This window comes from Streptosporangium jomthongense, from assembly GCF_042650425.1.
In the GTDB taxonomy this organism is placed as follows: domain Bacteria; phylum Actinomycetota; class Actinomycetes; order Streptosporangiales; family Streptosporangiaceae; genus Streptosporangium.
Genome location: NZ_JBHSBC010000014.1, coordinates 71,800 through 90,892, shown reverse-complemented (window position 1 = coordinate 90,892; position 19,093 = coordinate 71,800). Strand labels below are relative to the sequence as shown.

Annotated in this window: 18 protein-coding genes; 2 read left to right on the top strand and 16 right to left on the bottom strand. The window is 70.5% G+C overall.

What is annotated here, in order from left to right; genetic code table 11:
• Positions 1 to 18: 18 nt before the first annotated feature.
• The 15 genes from tenA to rimP all read right to left on the bottom strand — a co-directional run bounded on the left by tenA (position 19) and on the right by rimP (position 15,642).
• The gene (gene tenA / locus ACFOYY_RS15220) at positions 19 to 684 is read right to left on the bottom strand and encodes a thiaminase II (RefSeq protein WP_352008459.1); all 666 of its coding nucleotides are present in this window, start codon (positions 682 to 684) and stop codon (positions 19 to 21) included.
• Between the two features lie 73 nt (positions 685 to 757).
• Positions 758 to 1,243: a GNAT family N-acetyltransferase gene (locus ACFOYY_RS15215; protein ID WP_386190110.1), complete on the bottom strand. Its 486-nt coding sequence runs from the start codon at positions 1,241 to 1,243 to the stop codon at positions 758 to 760.
• A gap of 4 nt (positions 1,244 to 1,247) precedes the next feature.
• Positions 1,248 to 1,985 carry a 4-hydroxy-tetrahydrodipicolinate reductase gene (dapB, locus tag ACFOYY_RS15210; protein ID WP_386190109.1) on the bottom strand — a complete coding sequence of 246 codons (738 nt, stop codon included), beginning with the start codon at positions 1,983 to 1,985 and terminating at the stop codon, positions 1,248 to 1,250.
• Positions 1,986 to 2,052: 67 nt separating this feature from the next.
• Complete coding sequence (locus ACFOYY_RS15205) at positions 2,053 to 3,363, bottom strand: M16 family metallopeptidase (protein ID WP_386190108.1); 1,311 nt, start codon at positions 3,361 to 3,363, stop codon at positions 2,053 to 2,055.
• The gene (locus tag ACFOYY_RS15200) at positions 3,360 to 5,678 is read right to left on the bottom strand and encodes a polyribonucleotide nucleotidyltransferase (RefSeq protein ID WP_386190107.1); all 2,319 of its coding nucleotides are present in this window, start codon (positions 5,676 to 5,678) and stop codon (positions 3,360 to 3,362) included. The genes ACFOYY_RS15205 and ACFOYY_RS15200 overlap by 4 nt, the downstream gene beginning before the upstream one ends.
• Before the next feature lie 318 nt (positions 5,679 to 5,996).
• On the bottom strand, positions 5,997 to 6,266 hold the full coding sequence (gene rpsO / locus ACFOYY_RS15195) for a 30S ribosomal protein S15 (RefSeq protein WP_352008454.1): 270 nt from the start codon (positions 6,264 to 6,266) through the stop codon (positions 5,997 to 5,999).
• 184 nt (positions 6,267 to 6,450) lie between these two features.
• Positions 6,451 to 7,413: a bifunctional riboflavin kinase/FAD synthetase gene (locus ACFOYY_RS15190; protein ID WP_352008453.1), complete on the bottom strand. Its 963-nt coding sequence runs from the start codon at positions 7,411 to 7,413 to the stop codon at positions 6,451 to 6,453.
• A gap of 244 nt (positions 7,414 to 7,657) precedes the next feature.
• A complete protein-coding gene (gene truB, locus ACFOYY_RS15185) occupies positions 7,658 to 8,557 on the bottom strand; it encodes a tRNA pseudouridine(55) synthase TruB (protein ID WP_352008452.1) in 900 nt (299 codons plus the stop codon).
• Between the two features lie 63 nt (positions 8,558 to 8,620).
• Positions 8,621 to 9,619 (bottom strand): DHH family phosphoesterase, encoded by a 999-nt coding sequence (locus ACFOYY_RS15180; RefSeq protein WP_386190106.1) that lies wholly within the window; start codon positions 9,617 to 9,619, stop codon positions 8,621 to 8,623.
• Complete coding sequence (gene rbfA, locus ACFOYY_RS15175; protein WP_352008450.1) at positions 9,616 to 10,098, bottom strand: 30S ribosome-binding factor RbfA; 483 nt, start codon at positions 10,096 to 10,098, stop codon at positions 9,616 to 9,618. Before rbfA ends, ACFOYY_RS15180 begins: the two co-directional genes overlap by 4 nt.
• A gap of 63 nt (positions 10,099 to 10,161) precedes the next feature.
• Positions 10,162 to 10,461: a DUF503 domain-containing protein gene (locus ACFOYY_RS15170; RefSeq protein WP_352008449.1), complete on the bottom strand. Its 300-nt coding sequence runs from the start codon at positions 10,459 to 10,461 to the stop codon at positions 10,162 to 10,164.
• 125 nt (positions 10,462 to 10,586) lie between these two features.
• Positions 10,587 to 13,694, bottom strand: a complete 3,108-nt coding sequence (gene infB, locus ACFOYY_RS15165) for a translation initiation factor IF-2 (RefSeq protein WP_352008448.1) — start codon at positions 13,692 to 13,694, stop codon at positions 10,587 to 10,589.
• Between the two features lie 142 nt (positions 13,695 to 13,836).
• Positions 13,837 to 14,139: a YlxR family protein gene (locus ACFOYY_RS15160; protein ID WP_352009435.1), complete on the bottom strand. Its 303-nt coding sequence runs from the start codon at positions 14,137 to 14,139 to the stop codon at positions 13,837 to 13,839.
• Complete coding sequence (gene nusA / locus ACFOYY_RS15155; RefSeq protein WP_352002912.1) at positions 14,123 to 15,130, bottom strand: transcription termination factor NusA; 1,008 nt, start codon at positions 15,128 to 15,130, stop codon at positions 14,123 to 14,125. The genes ACFOYY_RS15160 and nusA overlap by 17 nt, the downstream gene beginning before the upstream one ends.
• Positions 15,131 to 15,141: 11 nt before the next feature.
• Positions 15,142 to 15,642, bottom strand: coding sequence for a ribosome maturation factor RimP (gene rimP, locus ACFOYY_RS15150; RefSeq protein WP_386190105.1), 501 nt, complete (start codon positions 15,640 to 15,642; stop codon positions 15,142 to 15,144).
• A gap of 189 nt (positions 15,643 to 15,831) precedes the next feature.
• Between rimP and ACFOYY_RS15145 the strand changes: the two genes are divergently transcribed.
• Both ACFOYY_RS15145 and ACFOYY_RS15140 read left to right on the top strand, forming a co-directional pair.
• Entirely contained in the window at positions 15,832 to 16,359 is a 528-nt protein-coding gene (locus ACFOYY_RS15145) for a hypothetical protein (RefSeq protein ID WP_386190104.1), read from the top strand.
• Positions 16,356 to 16,829 (top strand): ferritin-like domain-containing protein, encoded by a 474-nt coding sequence (locus ACFOYY_RS15140; RefSeq protein ID WP_352008445.1) that lies wholly within the window; start codon positions 16,356 to 16,358, stop codon positions 16,827 to 16,829. The genes ACFOYY_RS15145 and ACFOYY_RS15140 overlap by 4 nt, the downstream gene beginning before the upstream one ends.
• Positions 16,830 to 16,915: 86 nt before the next feature.
• Here ACFOYY_RS15140 and ACFOYY_RS15135 read toward each other — a convergent pair whose 3' ends face one another.
• Positions 16,916 to 18,658 (bottom strand): proline--tRNA ligase, encoded by a 1,743-nt coding sequence (locus ACFOYY_RS15135; protein WP_352008444.1) that lies wholly within the window; start codon positions 18,656 to 18,658, stop codon positions 16,916 to 16,918.
• Between the last annotated feature and the right edge of the window lie 435 nt (positions 18,659 to 19,093).

Below are 19,093 nucleotides of genomic sequence, written 5' to 3'. Positions count from 1 at the left end.
CTGTAGGTTAACCGCCGCTCAGATCGGCCACGACTCCCGCCGCCACGCGGCGTCCCAGAACAGCCACTCGTAGCGCGCGGTGGTCAGCGCGTGCTCGCACAGTCGCGCCCGGTCGGCCTCGGGCAGCGTCGCGGCGACCTCGTCGAGCAGGTCGAGCACCCCGGCGACGGTCTCCTGGTAGTGCTCGCCGCCGTAGGTCTCGATCCACCAGGCGTAGAGCGGATCCGGCGAAGACTGCTTCAACAGCGCCTCACCGACCCTGGCGTAGATCCAGTAGCAGGGCACGATCGCGCCCAGCGCCTCGGGGAAGGTCCCGAGGTGACAGACGCGCAGCAGGTAGGAGGCGTAGCCGACGGTCGTCGGGGCGGCCCCCGCCCGGCGCGCCTCGTCCCGGTCGAGACCGAAGGCGGTCAGCAGTTCGACGTGCAGGCTGTGCTCGACCTCGACCGTACGCGCGCAGTCGGCGGCGAAACGCTGCACCGCCGCCGGATCGGCCGCCTTGACCCCGCACGCCGCCAGCGCCCGCGCGTAGTCGGGCAGGAAGTGGGTCTCCTGCACCACGAAGTGCCGGAAGACCTCGCGCGGGAGTGTCCCGTCGGTCAGCCCGGTGAGGAAGGGATGAGCCAGGATGCGTCCGTAGACACCGTCGACCACCCGCCACAGCTCATCGCGAAACCGGCTCACACCAGCGATGCTATCCGCCCGGCCCGGCGAGGGCGTGCCACCGTCACAGAGGCCCGCCCGGCACGGCGCGCCCTCACAGGAGCCTGCGCATCACGACCCGGGGCGCCAGCTCGATGCCCCGTTCCCGTTCGTGGGCCACCAGAGCTGCCAGCTCCGGCCCCCACTCCTCCTGTCCCAGTACGGCGAAGCCCCGCCGGGCGTACCACGGCGCGTTCCACGGCACGTCCCTGAAGGTCGTCAGCGTCACCGCGGCCGCCCCCTCGGCGAGCGCGTGCTCGCAGACGGCTTCGAGAAGGCTCCCGCCGGCGCCCCGCCGCCCGTGGGCCGGATGGACCGCCAGCTGGTCCAGGTGGACCTGGCCGTCCACCCAGCCGATCATCGCGAACCCGAACGGCGGGTCTCCGGCGACCAGCACCCGTGCCGGGTCACCGGCCTCCTCGACCATCGTGGTCCCCGGCGGAAAGGTGATGCCGACCTGGGCGAACACCCCGTCGGCCGCGATCTCGACCTCGGCCAGGCCCGGCAGTTCGGCGGCGCTCGCCCATCGGACGTCCGTCATCCGGCTAGAGGTCCAGAAGGTGTTCGAGGCCGACGGTGAGGCCCGGCGTCTCACCGACCCGGCGCACGCCGAGCAGCACACCCGGGGTGAAGGAGGCGCGGTTCATCGTGTCGTGGCGGATGGTGAGGATCTCGCCGTCACCGCCGAGGATCACCTCCTGGTGGGCGATCAGCCCGGCCAGCCGTACCGCGTGGACGTGGACGCCGTCCACGTCGGCTCCGCGGGCGCCGTCGAGCTCCGCGCTGGTGGCGTCGGGCATCGACCCCATCCCGGCCTTGCGACGCGCCTCGGCGATCAGCTCCGCCGTACGGCGGGCCGTGCCCGAGGGGGCGTCCGCCTTGTTGGGGTGGTGCAGCTCGACGATCTCGGCGGAGTCGAAGTAGCGGGCCGCCTGCTGGGCGAAGCGCATCATCAGGACGGCCGCGATACCGAAGTTGGGGGCGATCAGCACGTTCACGCCGGGGTTGTCGTCGAGCAGGCCGCGCACCCGGGCCAGACGCTCGGCATCGAACCCGGTGGTGCCGACCACGGCGTGGATGCCGTGGGAGACGCACCAGGCCAGATTGTCCATGACGACGGCCGGGTGGGTGAAGTCGACCACCACCTGGGCGCCCTCAAGCTCCTCGATGGGGTCGTCCTTGTCGACGGCCGCGACGAGTTCCAGATCGTCGGCCGCCTCGACGGCCCTGCACACTTCGATGCCCACGCGCCCTCTGGCGCCGAGAACTCCTACCCTGATCACCCGGTCAGCCTATCTCCACCGGTGTGACCGGCCGTCGCGCAGGGCGGCCGGTCACACCGGTGGAAGCTCAGACCAGGAGCGAGGAGAAGTCCCGGCCTGCGTAGGGTCCGACGACCGCCAGGGTCATCGGACGCCGCAGGATCTCCTGGGCCACGGCCTGGATGTCGTCGAGGGTGACGGCCTCGATGCGGCCGAGCACCTCGTCGACGGACATCAGGCGGTCGTGCACCAGCTCGCTCTTGCCCAGCCTGGACATTCGCGACCCGGTGTCCTCAAGGCCGAGCACGAGGCCGCCGCGCATCTGCCCCTTGCCGAGGACGAGCTCCTCCTCGGTGATGCCGTGCGCGACCACCTGCGCCACCTCGGCCTGCGCCACCTTGAGGACCTCGTCGATCTTGGGCGGCAGGCAGCCGACGTAGACACCGAACTGGCCGGTGTCGGCGTAGGCGGAGGTGTAGCTGTAGGCGGAGTAGGCCAGGCCCCGCTTCTCCCTGATCTCCTGGAACAGCCGCGACGACATGCCGCCGCCGAGCACGGCGTTGAGCACGCCCAGGGCGAAGCGGCGCTCGTCGTTGCGGGCCAGGGCCGCGGTGCCCAGCACGAGGTTCGCCTGCTCCGTCGTCCGGTCAAGGACCGTGACGCCGGAACGGTAGGGGACCTCCGCGCCGCCCACGCGGGGCGGGGCGTGCCACTCCTCACCGCCGAGCGCGCCCGCCCGCTCGTAGGCGGCCGCGACCAGTTCGACGACGTACTCGTGGCTGACGTTGCCCGCGACCGCGACGACCGTGTGCGAGGGCAGGTAGTAGCGGTGGTAGTACTCCGCGATCCGGTCACGCGACAGCGCCTTGATCGACTCGACCGTCCCGAGGATCGGGCGGCCGACGGGCGTGTCGCCGTACAGGGCGGCGGAGAACTGCTCGTGCACCACGTCCGAGGGGTCGTCGTCGTGCATGGCGATCTCCTCCAGGATCACACCACGCTCGGCCTCGACGTCCTCCGGGGTGATGAGCGAGGAGGTGATCACGTCGGCGAGGACGTCCACCGCCAGCGGCAGGTCCTCGTCGAGGACCCGCGCGTAGTAGCAGGTGTACTCCTTGGCGGTGAAGGCGTTGATCTCACCGCCGATGCCCTCGATCGCCGCGGAGATCTCCAGGGCGTCCCGCGTTGGGGTTCCCTTGAACAGCAGGTGCTCAAGGAAGTGGGAGGCCCCCGTGTGCTCGGGGGCCTCGTCCCTCGATCCGATGCCGACCCACATGCCGACCGCGACGGAACGCACGGTCGGCATGGACTCGGTCACCACCCGGAGCCCACCGGGGAGGACGGTGCGCCGCACGACCCCGGCACCGTCTTTGCCGGGGTGCAGAGTGGTGGTCGTCACGAGTTGCGGTCTTCCCCTCCACGGCTCGCACCGCTGCTGCGGGTGCGGGTACGGCGGCGCGGGGCGGCGTCCTCGCGGGGCCTGTCCTCGGCGGGCGCCGGGGACTCGTCCCCGTCGGCTCCGGACTCGGCCTTGGCCGCGGCCTCCTTCTCGATGACCTCGACCGGGACCAGGGAGAGCTTGCCGCGCGAGTCGATCTCGGCGATCTCCACCTGGACCTTCTCCCCGACGTTCATGACGTCCTCGACGTTCTCGATGCGCTTGCCGCCGTGCAGCTTGCGGATCTGGGAGACGTGCAGAAGACCGTCCTTGCCCGGCATGAGGGAGATGAAGGCGCCGAAGGCGGCGATCTTGACGACCGTGCCCAGGTAGCGCTCGCCGACCTCCGGCATGTGCGGGTTGGCGATGGCGTTGATCGCCGACCTGGCCGCCTCGGCGGACGGGCCGTCGGTGGCGCCGATGTAGATGGTTCCGTCGTCCTCGATCGTGATCTCGGCGCCGGTGTCGTCCTGGATCTGGTTGATCATCTTGCCCTTCGGGCCGATGACCTCACCGATCTTGTCGACCGGGACCTTGATCGTGATGATGCGCGGAGCGGTGGCGTTCATCTCCGCCGGGGAGTCGATCGCCTCCTGCATCACGTCGATGATGGCCAGACGGGCGCCCTTGGCCTGCTTCAGCGCCGCGCCCAGGACCGAGGCGGGGATGCCGTCGAGCTTGGTGTCGAGTTGCAGGGCCGTGATGACGTCCTTGGTGCCGGCGACCTTGAAGTCCATGTCGCCCATGGCGTCCTCGGCACCGAGGATGTCGGTCAGCGTGACGTACTGGTCACCCTCGTTGATCAGGCCCATCGCGATGCCCGCGACGATGCCCTTGAGCGGGACACCCGCGTCGAGCAGCGACATGGTCGAGGCGCAGACCGAACCCATGGAGGTCGAACCGTTGGAGCCGAGCGCCTCGGAGACCTGACGGATCGCGTAGGGGAACTCCTCGCGGGTCGGCAGGACCGGCAGCAGCGCCCGCTCGGCGAGCGCGCCGTGGCCGATCTCGCGGCGCTTGGGAGAACCGACGCGGCCCGTCTCACCCGTGGAGTAGGGCGGGAAGTTGTAGTTGTGCATGTAGCGCTTGGTGCGCTCCGGGTTGAGCGTGTCGATCATCTGCTCCATGCGGAGCATGTTGAGGGTGGTGATGCCCAGGATCTGGGTCTCACCGCGCTCGAACAGGGCCGAACCGTGCACCCGGGGCACGACGTGGACCTCGGCGCTGAGCTGCCGGATGTCCTTGACGCCGCGGCCGTCGATGCGGACGCCCTCGGCGATGACCCGCTCGCGCATGAGCTTCTTGGTCAGCGACCGGAACGCCGGGCCGATCTCCTTCTCGCGGCCCTCGAAGTCGGGGGCGACCTTCTCCAGGGCCAGCGCCTTGACCCGGTCGAGCTCGACCTCGCGCTCCTGCTTGCCCGCGATGGTCAGCGCGGCGGCCAGCTCGCTCCTGACCGCGTTGGTCACGGCCTCCAGGACGTCGTCCTGGTAGTCGAGGAAGACGGGGTACTCGCTGACCTCCTTGGCCGCCACCTTGGCGATCTTGGCCTGGGCCTCGCAGAGCACCTTGATGAACGGCTTGGAGGCGTCGAGGCCCTGCGCCACGGTCTCCTCGGTCGGCGCGACGGCGCCCTCCGCGACGAGCTTGAGCGTGTCACGGGTGGACTCGGCCTCGACCATCATGATGGCGACGTCGCCGTCGTCGAGGACCCGGCCCGCGACGACCATGTCGAAGGTGGCGTTCTCCAGCTCGGAGTGGGTGGGGAAGGCCACCCACTGGCCCTCGATCAGCGCCACCCGCACGCCGCCGATCGGCCCGGAGAAGGGCAGCCCGGCGAGCTGGGTGGACAGGGACGCGGCGTTGATCGCGACCACGTCGTAGAGGTGGTTGGGGTCGAGCGCCATGACGGTGGCGACCACCTGGACCTCGTTGCGCAGACCCTTGACGAACGACGGGCGCAGCGGCCGGTCGATCAGACGGCAGGTGAGGATGGCGTCCTCGGAGGGACGGCCCTCACGCCGGAAGAACGAGCCGGGGATGCGGCCCGCGGCGTACATCCGCTCCTCGACGTCGACCGTGAGCGGGAAGAAGTCGAAGTTCTCCTTGGGCGACTTGGACGCCGTGGTCGCGGACAGGACCATCGTCTCCTCGTCGAGGTAGACGACGGCGGAGCCTGCCGCCTGGCGCGCGAGCCTGCCGGTCTCGAACCGGATGGTACGCGTGCCGAAGGAGCCGTTGTCGATTACGGCTTCACTGCTGTGGACACCCTCCACGGGGACCTCCTTTGATCGGTCGCCCGCGTCCCCCAGGCACGCGTCTCGCGCCTGGGTCGTCTTTTCCTGCCGGCTCCCCGTAGGTGCAGCGCCGGTCTTCGATTGAAGCGCCCGGTTCCGTACGGCTGATGCCATGATGACCGGGGGCCACTACCGAGGACCGGCCCTCCGACGCCGTGGGGCGCGCTTGCTGTGCGGACGCGGGGCACTGTCTCGGCTATTCAGTTTGCTCACACCGGGGGTGTCTTTACGGCGCGACGCGCCGACACCCCCCGTATGAGATGAAGGGAGCGGCGCGAGCGCCGCTCCCCGGTGAACCTATCGGCGCAGGCCGAGCCGCTCGATGAGCGAGCGGTAACGCTCGATGTCCTTGTTCTGCAGGTACTTCAGCAGCCGGCGGCGACGGCCGACGAGCAGCAGCAGGCCGCGGCGGCTGTGGTGGTCGTGCTTGTGCAGCTTCAGGTGCTCGGTGAGCTCGCTGATGCGCTTGCTCAGCAACGCGATCTGCACCTCGGGGGAGCCGGTGTCGGCCTCACCCTTGGCGTACTCTCCGATGATCTGCTTCTTGGCGGCGGTGTCGAGCGACACGTCTCTCCTCGGACTCTGCGGGCACGCGGGTATACAGGTGCCCGAACGACCGTGCGTGCCTACAGTCGCCGTGGCGGGCCAGCGCCCGGGGTGCGATACCACCGGTTACAGAGCTGACACGCCAGATTACCACCGGGCCGGACGGACGCGCACATCCCACGCGCCCGGCGGGACACCGGAGCCTTTACGGCGTTTCGCGGGTGATGCGGCGGGCCTCGTCCACGTCGGCGCGCATCTGCTCGATGAGCGCCTCGACCGAGTCGAACCTGAGGTTGGCGCGCAGCCGCCGCCCGAAGTCGACGGCCACGTGGGCGCCGTAGAGATCGAGGTCGTCACGGTCGAGCGCGTAGGCCTCGACCGTGCGCGGCACCCCCTCGAAGGTGGGGTTGGTGCCCACGGAGATCGCGGCGGGCCAGCGCTCCCCGCCGTAGACGGCGGGCAGGTTGCCGTTGGAGACCCCCTGCAGCCAGCCCGCGTAGACGCCGTCGGCGGGGATCGCGGTGTGCTCGGGCGACTCGACGTTCGCCGTCGGGAAGCCGAGCTGCCTGCCCCGCTGGTAGCCGCGCACGACCACTCCCTCGACCCGGTGCGGACGGCCGAGCGCGACGGCCACGGCCTCCATGTCGCCCGCGGCGAGCCGTTCGCGGATGAGGGTGGAGGAGATCGCCTCCCCGTTGCTCACCAGCGGGACCGCCTCCGCGACGAAGTCGTACTTCTCACCGAGGGTCTGCAGCGTCTCGACGTCGCCCGAGGCCTTGTGACCGAAACGGAAGTTCTCCCCGACCACGACGCCCGCCGCGTGCAGCCGGTCGACCAGCACGGTCTGCACGAACTCGTCCGGGCTCATGTGGGAGAAGTCGAGTGTGAACGGCAGCACGCAGACCGCGTCGACACCGAGACCGGCGAGCAGCTCGGTGCGGTGCCTGCCCGTGGTCAGCCTCGGGGGATGCGTGCCGGGGCGCACGACCTCCTCGGGATGCGGGTCGAAGGTCACCACCACCGAGGGAAGGCCGAGCCTCCCCGCCAGCGCCACGGCGCGGGCGACCATCTGCTGGTGCCCCAGGTGAACCCCGTCGAAGACGCCGATCGTGACGACGGACCTGCCCCAGTCTTCGGGCACGTCGTCCAATCCGTGCCAGGCTCGCACCGTGACCTCTTCCCGTTGTAGCGGATCGATCCCTAAAGCCTGCCATGCCGCCCCGGCTTCGCTCCAATCGGGGAGCCCGGTGGAGCGAACAGAAGATCCTTTTACCGGCCGCCGGGTCGTGTGACGCGGGAACAGGCCCTGGACCCGGCGTGTGCCCGGCCACGGAGCGTGACTCCGGGGGGTGGACCGTGATCTCCTCGAAGCCCGGGCCGGTCGCGGTCGCGTCCGGGTGAGCCCGCGGGGATCAGGGCACGAAGACCGCTAACGACCTGGTCAGCCTTCCCCGCTCCTCGACCAGGGCCAGCAGCGTGCCGTCCGGCCCGAAGACCCCGATCGGCCCGTCGCCCAGCCCCGCCGCGGGCAGCCTGCCACCGTGCGCGACGAGACCGGCCTCCTGCTCGGTCACGTCACGACGCGGGAAGGCCGCCGCGACCGCCTCCGCCATCGGCAGGATGACGCAGTCGGCCGCGAGCCGTTCGATCGTGCGGGCCGCCGACAGGTCGTACGGCCCGACCCGGGTGCGCCGCAGGGCGGTCAGGTGGCCGCCGACGCCGAGCGCGGTCCCCAGGTCGCGGGCGAGTGCCCTGATGTAGGTGCCGCTGGAACAGGTCACGGAGACGTCCACGTCGAGCAGGTCCCCCTCACGCCGGATGTCGAGGATCTCGAAGGCGGAGACGGTGACCGGCCGGGCCTCCAGTTCGACCTCCTCGCCCGCCCGCGCCCGCTTGTAGGCCCGTTCGCCGTTCACCTTGATGGCGCTGACCTGCGGTGGGACCTGCATGATGCGCCCGGTGAGGGCCGCGACGCCCTTGCCGACCTCCTCGGCGGCGATCCCGGCGGCCGAGGCCGAGGCGACGATCTCCCCCTCGGCGTCGTCGGTGTTGGTCGACTGACCGAGCCTGATCGTGCCGTCGTAGCCCTTCTCGGTCAGCGCCAGGTGCCCGAGCAGCCTGGTCGCCTTCTCCACCCCGATCACCAGCACCCCGGTCGCCATCGGATCGAGGGTGCCCGCGTGCCCGACCTTCCTGGTGCCCGCGACGCCGCGCATCTTGCCGACCACGTCGTGCGAGGTCCACCCGGCGGGCTTGTCCACGATGATCAGTCCGCTCGGCGGCGGGGTGCGCTTGACGCGAGCCGTACTCATGGGAGTCCTCATCAGGAGAAGAGCTGTGTGCGAAGAGGCCGCGCCGGCGGCACGGCCCGGGAACTACAGGAGGGCGCGCAGGCTCTCCATGGTCTGCTCGACCGGCAGGTGGGAGGTGAACCCGGCCGCCCGCGCGTGCCCGCCCCCGCCGAGCGTGGCGCAGACCCGCGCGACGTCGACGGCCCCCTTCGAACGGGTCGAGACCTGCCAGGCCCCGTCGTCGTCCTCCTTGAGGATCACGGCCACGTCGGCCTCGTCGGTCCGCCTGACCACGTCGATGATCCCCTCGACCTCGTCGTAGGGCAGGTCCTGGGCGGCCCGGTCCTGCCTGGTGACGAACGTCCAGACCAGCCCCGGCCCCGTCGAGGGTTCGAGCACCGCCCGGTCGAGCGCGGCGCCGAGCACCCGGAGATAGCCGAACGGCGAGCGGTCCCACAGCTCCCTGGCGATCTTCTCGGGGTTCAGGCCGGTGGCCAGCAGCCTGGCGGCCATGGCGTGCGCCCGCGGCGTGGTCGAGGAGTGCCTGAACGATCCGGTGTCAGTGACCAGCCCGGCGTACAGACAGGTCGCCACCTGCCTGCCGATCGGCAGGCCAAGCCGTACGAGCAGCTCCTCGGCGAGCACGGCGGTCGCCGCCGCCTCGGGATCGACCAGGTTGAGCGTGCCGAACCCGGTGTTGGAGGCGTGGTGGTCGACCACGACCAGTTCCCTGGCCTTGCCCGCGTTGGCGGCCAGCGTGCCGAGCCGGTCGGCGACGGGGACGTCGAACGTCATCATCAGCTTGGGCACCGCCGGGTAGGCCGCCGGCTCGACCAGCAACTCCTGGCCGGGCAGGAAGCGCAGCAGCCGGGGAACCCGGAACCTGCGCTCCCCGAAGGAGGCCGTGACCCGCTTGCCCTCCGCGCGCAGCGCCATGCCGACGGCGAGCATCGAACCGAGCGCGTCCGCGTCGGGCGAGATGTGGCAGGCCAGCGCCACCTCGTCCGCGGCCGAGACAAGCTCGACGGCCCGGTCCCAGTCGCGCTCCGGCACCGGGTCGCTCTCACGCGGGTCGGAGGTCACGTCGCGGGGCGTCCCGCCTGCTCGGCCGGCTCGTCCTCGTCCTCCTCGGAAAGGTCGCTCTCCTCGGCGGGCTTGCGGTACGGGTCCGCCTCCCCCGCGTGCCGTGCTCCGGCGGCCTGCTTGGCGATCTCGGCGTCCCTGACCTTCGCCTCGGCGAACAGCCCGTCCAGGTGGCGGGCGCTGTCAGGGAGCGGGTCGTGGGTGAACGTCAGCGTCGGCGTGTGACGCAGACCGGTCTGACGCCCGACCTCGGACCGGATGAGCCCCTTGGCGCTCTCCAGGGCGGCCGCCGAGTCAGCCCGCTCCGCCTCGGAGCCGAACACGGTGTAGAACACCGTGGCCTCGCTCAGGTCGTTGGTGATCCGAGCGTCGGTGACGGTCACGAAGCCCAGCCTCGGGTCCTTGATCCGACGCTCCAGCATCTCCGCGACCACCTGCTGGATGCGGTCGGCGATCTTACGTGCGCGTGCGGCGTCCATATTCGCTCCCCCCTTCTCACAGTAACGACCGGGCACGACAACTCCGCGACCGGTCGCTCCGTGCTAGTCCTCGTCCTCGTTGTAGAGCCGTTGTCTCGCCGACAACAGCTCGATCTCCGGGTGGAAGGCGATCAGTCGCTCGCAGTCGTCCAGCACCGCACCGCAGTTGGACGCGGTCGCGGAAACGACGGCGATCCCGATCTCGGTACGGCGGTGCAGATCCAGATGTCCGGTCTCCGCGACGGCCACACCCGGGAACCGTCGCTGCACCTCGGCGATGATGGGACGCACCACGGAGCGCTTCTGCTTCAGCGAACGGACGTCGCCGAGCAGGATGTCCAGTGTCAGGGCACCTACATACATTGGTCAGTCACCAGCCGCGGCTCTGACGCACGCCGTCCGGCCCGGGGCCGCCGCGGCTCCGGGAGCCGCCCACACTGTGGGCGGCTCCCTCGGCCGTTACGGGTGCCCGTGCCGGACCGGTGGCGTCAGACGCGCGGCTTCTCCCGCATCTCGAACGTCTCGATGACGTCGTCGATCTTGATGTCGTTGTAGCCGACACCGATACCGCACTCGTAGCCCTCACGGACCTCGGTCGCGTCGTCCTTGAACCGGCGCAGCGAGCTGACCGTGAGGTTGTCGGAGATGACGACACCGCCACGGATGATCCGCGCCTTGCTGTTCCGGACGATCGTGCCCGAACGGACCAGCGCACCGGCGATGTTGCCGATCTTCGGCACCTTGAAGACCTCGCGGACTTCGGCGGTGCCCATCTGGACCTCTTCGTACTCGGGCTTGAGCATGCCCTTCAGGGCCGCCTCGATCTCCTCGATCGCCTGGTAGATGACCGAGTAGTAGCGGATGTCGACGCCCTCGCGCTCGGCCAGGTCGCGTGCCCGGACCTCCGGGCGCACGTTGAAGCCGATGATGACGGCGTTGTCGTCCGCGACCGCCAGGTTGACGTCGTACTCGGTGATCGCACCGACGGCGCGGTGGAGCACCCGCAGGCGGACCTCGTCGCCGACGTCGATCTTGAGCAGCGCGTCCTCAAGGGCCTCGACCGAACCGGAGACGTCACCCTTGATGATGAGCTTGAGCTCGTCGACCTGGCCCTTCTCCATCTCGCTGAAGAGCTCTTCGAGCGTACGGCGACGGCCGGACCTGGCCATGTCCGCGATGCGCTTGCGAGCCGCCCGCTGCTGGGCGATCTGCCGGGCCATCCGGTCGTCGGTGACGACGATGAAGTTGTCACCGGCCCCCGGCACCGCGGTCAGACCGAGCACCTGGACCGGACGGGACGGGTCGGCCTCGTCGATCAGCTTGCCGTTGTCGGCGACCATCGCCCGGACGCGGCCGAAGGCCTCGCCACAGACGATCGAGTCACCGACGCGGAGCGTGCCGCGCTGGACCAGCACGGTCGCGACCGGGCCGCGGCCCTTGTCGAGGTGCGCCTCGATGGCGACGCCCTGGGCGTCCATCGTCGGGTTGGCCCGCAGGTCGAGCTCGGCGTCCGCGGTGAGCAGGATGGCCTCGAGCAGCTCGTCGATGCCGGTCCCGTTCTTGGCGGAGATGTTGACGAACATCGTGGTGCCGCCGTACTCCTCGGCGACCAGGCCGTACTCGGTGAGCTGGGCCCTGACCTTGTTGGGGTCGGCGCCCTCCTTGTCCACCTTGTTGACCGCGACCACGATCGGCACGTCGGCCGCCTGGGCGTGGTTCAGAGCCTCGATCGTCTGCGGCTTCACACCGTCGTCCGCCGCGACGACCAGGACGGCGATGTCGGTCACCTTGGCACCACGGGCACGCATGGCGGTGAACGCCTCGTGACCCGGGGTGTCGATGAAGGTGATCCTCCGGTCCTCGCCCTCGTGCTCGGTGGAGATCTGGTAGGCACCGATGTGCTGGGTGATGCCACCGGCCTCCCGCGCGACCTCGTTGGTGTGCCGGATCGCGTCGAGCAGCTTGGTCTTACCGTGGTCGACGTGACCCATGACGGTCACCACCGGCGGACGCGCGACCAGGTCGCCCTCGTCGCCCTCGTCCTCGCCGAACTCGATGTCGAAGGACTCGAGAAGCTCGCGGTCCTCCTCCTCCGGGCTGACGACGAGCAGGTTGTAGTCCAGCTCGGCGGCCAGCAGCTGCAGCGTCTCCTCGTTGACCGACTGCGTGGCGGTCACCATCTCGCCGAGGTGCAGCATGATCTGCACCAGGGACGCCGGGTTCGCGCCGATCTTGTCGGCGAAGTCCGCCAGGGAGGCGCCACGCGACAGACGGATCGTCTGGCCGCCACCACGGGGAGCCTGCACGCCGCCGATCGCCGGGGCCTGCATGTTGTCGAACTCCTGGCGCCTCTGGCGCTTGGACTTGCGACCACGGGTCGGACGCCCGCCGGGACGGCCGAAGGCGCCCGCCGTACCGCCGCCACGGCCACGGCCACCGCCGCCACCGGGACGACCGGCGAAGCCGCCGCCACCGCCACCACCGGGACCACCGGTTCCGGTGCCGGGACGACCCGCGCCACCGCCACCACCGGGACGACCGGCGAAGCCGCCGCCACCGGGACGACCACCGCCGCCACCGGGACGACCGGCACCGCCGGGACGACCGCCGCCGGGAGCACCGGGACGCCCGCCGCCGGCGGGAGCCGGACGGCCCTGGGGCATCATCATCGGGCTGGGCCGGGGACCGCCGGGACGCGGACCACCCGCACCCGCGCCGCCACCGGGACGGGGGCCACCCGAAGGAGGCCCGGGACGCGGACCGCCGGGACCGGCCTGACCCGCGCGCGGAGCGCCGGGGCGAGGCCCGCCGTCACGCTGACCCTGCTGCTCGCGGGGCCCGCGGTCCTCACGCGGACCGCCGGGACGCGGACCCCTTTCGGGGCCGCCGCCCTCACGACCGGGACGCGGCGGACGGGCCTGGCCCATGCCGCTGGCGTTCGAGGAGAACGGGTTGTTGCCGGGGCGCGGCCCCGGACGCGGGCCGGGACGCGGGCCCGGCTTGGGGCCACCCGCAGCGGGGGCACCCTGACCGGGACGAGCGCCCTGACCGCCACCGGGACCGCCGGAAGGACGGCCCTCGGTACGGGGGGCGGGTCCCGGACGCGGACCCGGACGCGGACCCGGCTTGGGGCCGGGGGCGGCGGGACGGGGTGCCTCGAACCTCGGCGGCTGGACCGGCGAGGGCGGCTGCTGAGGCTGCGCCTGCTGCTGAGGCTGTGCCTGCTGGGGCTGGGGAACCGGCGGGGCCTGAGGCGCGGGGGCCGCGGGACGTGCCGCGGCGGGACCCGGCCTGGGGCCCGGCTTGGGAACCGGTCCCGGCTTGGGAATCGATGCCGGCGACGGAGCGCCGTTTCCGGCCTGGCCTCCGGCCGGCCGGGGTGCCGCCTGCGGCGGCCTGGGCGACCTGTTGCCGCCCCTGTCGGACGAACCCTTGGGGGGACCGCCCAAAGCTTCCGTGAGCCTGCGGACTACCGGTGCTTCGATAGTCGAGGACGCCGAACGCACGAACTCGCCCATCTCCTGGAGCTTGGCCATGACGACCTTGCTCTCCACACCGAACTCCTTGGCGAGCTCGTATACCCGGACCTTCGCCACTGCACTCCCTTACTCGGCCCGGGAGGCTGTGCCGCCGGACCGTCGTTACGTAGACGTACTCATCGCCGCATGCTCATCAGGCGCTCATAGCTATCTGACCAGCCCATCAACTCGGCGTCCTACATGACAGTTGGCAACCATTTCACCCGTTCCTTTCGGAGTGGAGCCCTTCCAGGTGTTCTCGCACTCGCGAGACGTCAAGCGGGGCCGCGGCACGAAACGCGCGCGGAAACGCTCGGCGACGCTCGGCGAGATCGAGACAGCTCAGGGAGGGATGCAGTGAAGCACCACGCCCTTGGAGCCGTCGTCGCAGGTCAGGGACGATGACGCCCTCGACCACCACCAGGCGGAGCAGCTCGGAGGAAACCGTGCGAACCCGACAGCCCACACAGGTTCTCAGTGGGGCCGCCCGGTCACCATATTCCAGCTTACCGTGTGGACGCATCTGCGGAACCGGCCGCATCCCCCGCTTGTGTATCGGGACGGATGTCGATGCGCCATCCGGTCAGGCGATTGGCCAGCCGGGCGTTCTGCCCCTCCTTGCCGATGGCGAGGGAGAGCTGGTAGTCGGGAACGATCACACGGGCCGCGCGCCCCTCGGGGTCGATCACCTCGACGTGGGAGACACGGGCAGGCGAGAGGGCGTTGCCCACGAACTCCGCCGGGTCCTCCGACCAGTCGATGATGTCGATCTTCTCGCCGTGCAGCTCGGCCATGACGTTGCGCACGCGCGAACCCATCGGGCCGATGCAGGCACCCTTGGCGTTGACGCCGGGGCGCCGGGAACGGACCGCGATCTTGGTGCGGTGACCCGCCTCGCGGGCGATCGCCGCGATCTCGACCGTACCGTCGGCGATCTCCGGAACCTCCAGGGCGAAAAGCTTCTTCACCAGCCCGGGGTGGGTCCGCGACAGCGTCACCGACGGTCCCTTGTGGCCCTTCTTGACCTGGACCACGTAGCAGCGGATGCGCTCGCCGTGGACGTACTCCTCGCCGGGCACCTGCTCGTTGTGCGGCAGCACCGCCTCGATCTTGCCGAGGTCGACCAGGACGACCCTGGGGTCCTTGCCCTGCTGGATGACGCCCGCGACGAGCTCACCCTCACGGCTGGCGAACTCGCCGAAGTTGATCTCGTCCTCGGCGTCCCTCAGCTGCTGGAGGATGACCTGCTTGGCGGTGGTCGCGGCGATGCGGCTGAAGTTGCCCGGGGTGTCGTCGAACTCCCTGAGCACCTCCCCGCTCTCGTCGTCGAGCTCCGCGGCGAAGATGGTCACGTGCCCTGACTGCCTGTCGAGCTCGGCACGGGCCTTGGCCGCGGCCCCCTCGCTCCGGAAGTACGCGATCAGCAGTGCGTCCTCGATCGCCTTGACGACCAGGTCGAAGGAGATGTCCTTCTCCCGCTCCAGGCTGCGCAGGACGCTCATGTCGATGTCCACGAGGCTCCCCCTTAGCCTTCGTCGCCGTCTTCGCCGTCGTCTTCGGCGTCGTCAAACCGGCGGAATTCCACCTGCACCCGTCCTCGGGTCAGGTCCTGATAGTCGATGCGGCGGGTCACGCCGTCGACGTCGATCTCTACGCCGGCGTCGTCCGTGGCGACGATCCGGCCCTCAACCAGCGTGCCGTCCCGCAGGTCGGCCTTGACCAGCCTGCGCACCGCGCGGCGCCAGTGACGCGGCTCGGTGAGCGGCCGGTCGACCCCGGGAGAGGAGACCTCAAGCACGTACGGCGTCGCGCCCATCGCGTCACCGTCGTCCAGCGCCGTGGAGACGGCGAGGCTGACCTCGGCGACGTCGTCCAGGCTCACGCCGCCGTCACGGTCGACGATGACACGCAGCAGACGCCGCTTGCCCGCCGGTGTGACCGTGACGTCCTCCAGGTCGAGCCCGAAGGAGCAGGCGACAGGTTCCAGCAGCTTCATCAGGCGGTCGCGGGATGTGGCGCTGCCCATGCCGACCTCCCATTGTCACGATCTAAGCGGGCGGACCTCGCCCTTGCGGTTCACCAGCCTATCCACACCGGGGCGTGGAAAGAGCGCCACTCGGTGTGGCGAAGCCGTCCGAGAAGCGCGGTGATTGTGATTCCAAGCCCGTACGATGCTAGATGCGTCAGCAGCCACATCCATAACCGGAGGTCGTCCGTGCGTTCCGTCTCCCGGCGCTCCCTGCTGCGGGGCGGCGCTCTCGGAGTGGCCGCCGTGACCGTGGCCGGATGCGCCACCGGCAGGCCCGTGTCCTCACCCTCGCCCACCGCCGAGCAGCCGGACCCGGAGATCATGCTGATCAGGCAGCTCATCACGGGCAAGGAGCGGACGATCGCGCTCTACTCCTCGGCCGCCTCCGACAGGCTGACGCCCTTCAGACGACGGCACGAGGCCCACCTCGCCGAGCTCCGCCGCCGGCTGCCCCGCGAGAGCGCGCCGGTCTCTCCCTCCGCCTCGGGGGCCCCGGCGACTCCGGCCGCCTCGGCGTCCCCGGGAGTCTCGGAAACCGCCGGGCCGGACTCCAGGAAGGCGGTCTCCGTCAGGAGCCTGCGTGACATGGAGCGTGAGTCGGCGGCCCTGCGACCACGTCAGCTCGACGGGGTCTCCCCCGCGCTGGCCCAGCTGATCGCCTCCATGGGCGCCTGTGAGGCCGCGCACGCCCTGGCCCTTTCGAGGCCGCTGTGAGGAGCCAGGACCTTGAGACGGCCCTGGCCGCCGAGCACGCGGCCGTCTACGCCTACGGGGTCATCGGCGCCAGGACCACCGGCTCCCTGCGCGCGACCGCGACCGCCGCCTTCAACGCGCACCGCGCCCGCAGGGACCAGCTGCGCGCTTTGATCACGGCGTCCGGTGGCGTCCCGGTCGAGCCCGACCCCGCCTACCGGCTTCCGGTCACCCCCTCGACGCCCGCCCAGGCCGTCGAGCTGGCCACGCTGGTCGAGCGGGGCGTCACGGCCGCCTACCTGGAGCTCACCGCCTCCTCCGACACCGCCGTCCGGCGGATGGCCGCGCTGGCCATGCAGGAGTGCGTCACCCGCTCCTACGGACTGCGCCCGGAGATCGAGGCCTTCCCCGGCATGCCCGCCGCCCCGGCCCCGGCCCCGACCGTCTCGGGCACCCCCGGCGCACCGTCCTCCTCCGTCCCGCCGTCCTAGACACACGCCCCGTACGGCACGGCCTCGCGGGCACGCCGAAGAGGCGGGCCACCCCACGGGTGACCCGCCTCGTCCAAGCCTTCCGGTCAGGCGCCGCAGGCCGCCAGAACACGTTCGACGGCCTCGTCGACGGGGATCTCCTCCTTGACGCCTCCGGCGCGGTCACGCAGCTCGGCGACCCCCTGGGAGAGCCCGCGGCCGATGATCAGAATCGTCGGCATGCCGAGCAGTTCGGCGTCCTTGAACTTGACGCCGGGGGAGACGGAGGGGCGGTCGTCGAGCAGCACGCGCAGGCCCCGGGCGTCGAGTTCCTCGGCGATCCTGGTGGCGACCTCAATCTGGTCCTCCTTGCCGGTGCCCACGATGTGGACGTCGGCGGGGGCGACCTCGCGGGGCCAGACCAGGCCCAGCTCGTCGTGCCGCTGCTCGACCAGTACGGCCACGGCCCTGGAGACGCCGATTCCGTAGGAACCCATGGTGACGCGGATCGGCTTGCCGTCGGGGCCGAGGGCGTCGAGCTTGGCGGCGTCCGCGTACTTGCGGCCGAGCTGGAAGATGTGGCCGATCTCGATGCCCCGGTCGATGGACAGGCCTGCCCCGCAGACGGGGCAGGAGTCGCCCTCACGGACCTCGGCGGCCTCGATGGTGCCGTCGGGAACGAAGTCACGCCCGGCGACCACGTCGACCGCGTGTTTGCCCGGCTCGTTCGCACCGGTCACCCAGGAGGTGCCCTCGACCACGCGGGGGTCGACGAGGTAGCGGATGCCGAGGTCCTTGAGCACCTGGGGGCCGATGTAGCCGCGGACCAGGCCGGGGTGCTTGGCGAAGTCCTCGGCCTCGAAGATGGCGGGCTCGCCGGGGGCCAGGGCGGCCTCAAGACGCTTGAAGTCGACCTCGCGGTCCCCGGGGACGCCGACGACCAGCGTCTCCACCTTGTCCGAACCGGGCGTGACGACCTTGACCACGATGTTCTTGAGCGTCTGCGCGGCGGTGACGTCCAGACCGTGGTGCTCGTTGACGTAGGCGACCAGCGACTCGATGGTCGGCGTGTCCGGGGTGTCCAGCACCCGCTGCGCGGGCCGTTCCCCGGAGATCGCGGCGGGTGCGGGCGTGGTGACGGCCTCGGCGTTCGCGGCGTAGCCGCAGTGGTGGCAGGCCACGAAGGTGTCCTCACCGGTCTCGGCCGGGGCGAGGAACTCCTCCGAGGCCGAGCCGCCCATGGCGCCCGAGGTGGCGAAACAGATCTTGTAGGTGATGCCGAGCCGGTCGAAGGTCCTGATGTAGGTCTCACGGTGCTGCTCGTAGGAGCGCTTGAGACCGTCGTCGTCCAGGTCGAAGGAGTAGGAGTCCTTCATGACGAACTCCCTGCCGCGCAGGATGCCTGCCCGGGGACGGGCCTCGTCGCGGTACTTCGTCTGGATCTGGTACAGCGTCACCGGATAGTCCTTGTAGGAGGAGTACTCCCCCTTCACCATGTCGGTGAACATCTCCTCATGGGTGGGGCCGAGCAGGTAGTCGGCGCCCTTGCGGTCCTTGAGACGGAAGAGCGTGTCGCCGTACTCCGTCCAGCGGCCGGTGGCCTCGTAGTACTCCCGGGGCAGCAGGGCGGGGAAGAGGACCTCCTGGCCGCCCATCCGGTCCATCTCCTCGCGCACGATGCGCGTGACGTTCTCCAGGACTCTCTTGCCGAGCGGCAGCCAGGAGTAGACGCCGGGTGCGACACGACGAACATAACCGGCGCGGACGAGCAGTTTGTGGCTCGGGACCTCCGCGTCTGCCGGGTCGTCCCTCAGGGTTCGAAGAAACAACGACGACATGCGCAGCAGCACGGCTACTCCTAGCTAGCAGGGATCGATGAACCACAGGCTATCTATTCGTGTCCCCTTGCGCCGCCTGCTGTGTCTCCTTGCGCCGCCTGACGGCGTCGCGGGCTTGGGCGCCTCCGAGTCGGCGCTTTCCCTCGTCGCTGTGTCTCCTTGCTCCGCCTTCAGCGTCGCGGGCTTGGGCGCCCCGAGTCGGCGCTTTCCCTCGTCACTCCGTCGCTGCGCTCCCGCGTTCCTCAGTCCAAGCGCCGACGCGCCCAAGCCGAAACCCTTCCCACACGGCACCGGTAAAGCACAAGGTCAAACCCTCACTCCGGGCGTCAGAGAGCTCGATCGACTCGATCGGCCCCAAGCGTGAGGAGTTTCGGCTTGGCCTTACCGGTGCCGGGAGTGAGGAGTGTCCGGCTTGGGCGCGTCGGTGTCTGGACTGAGGAGTGAGGG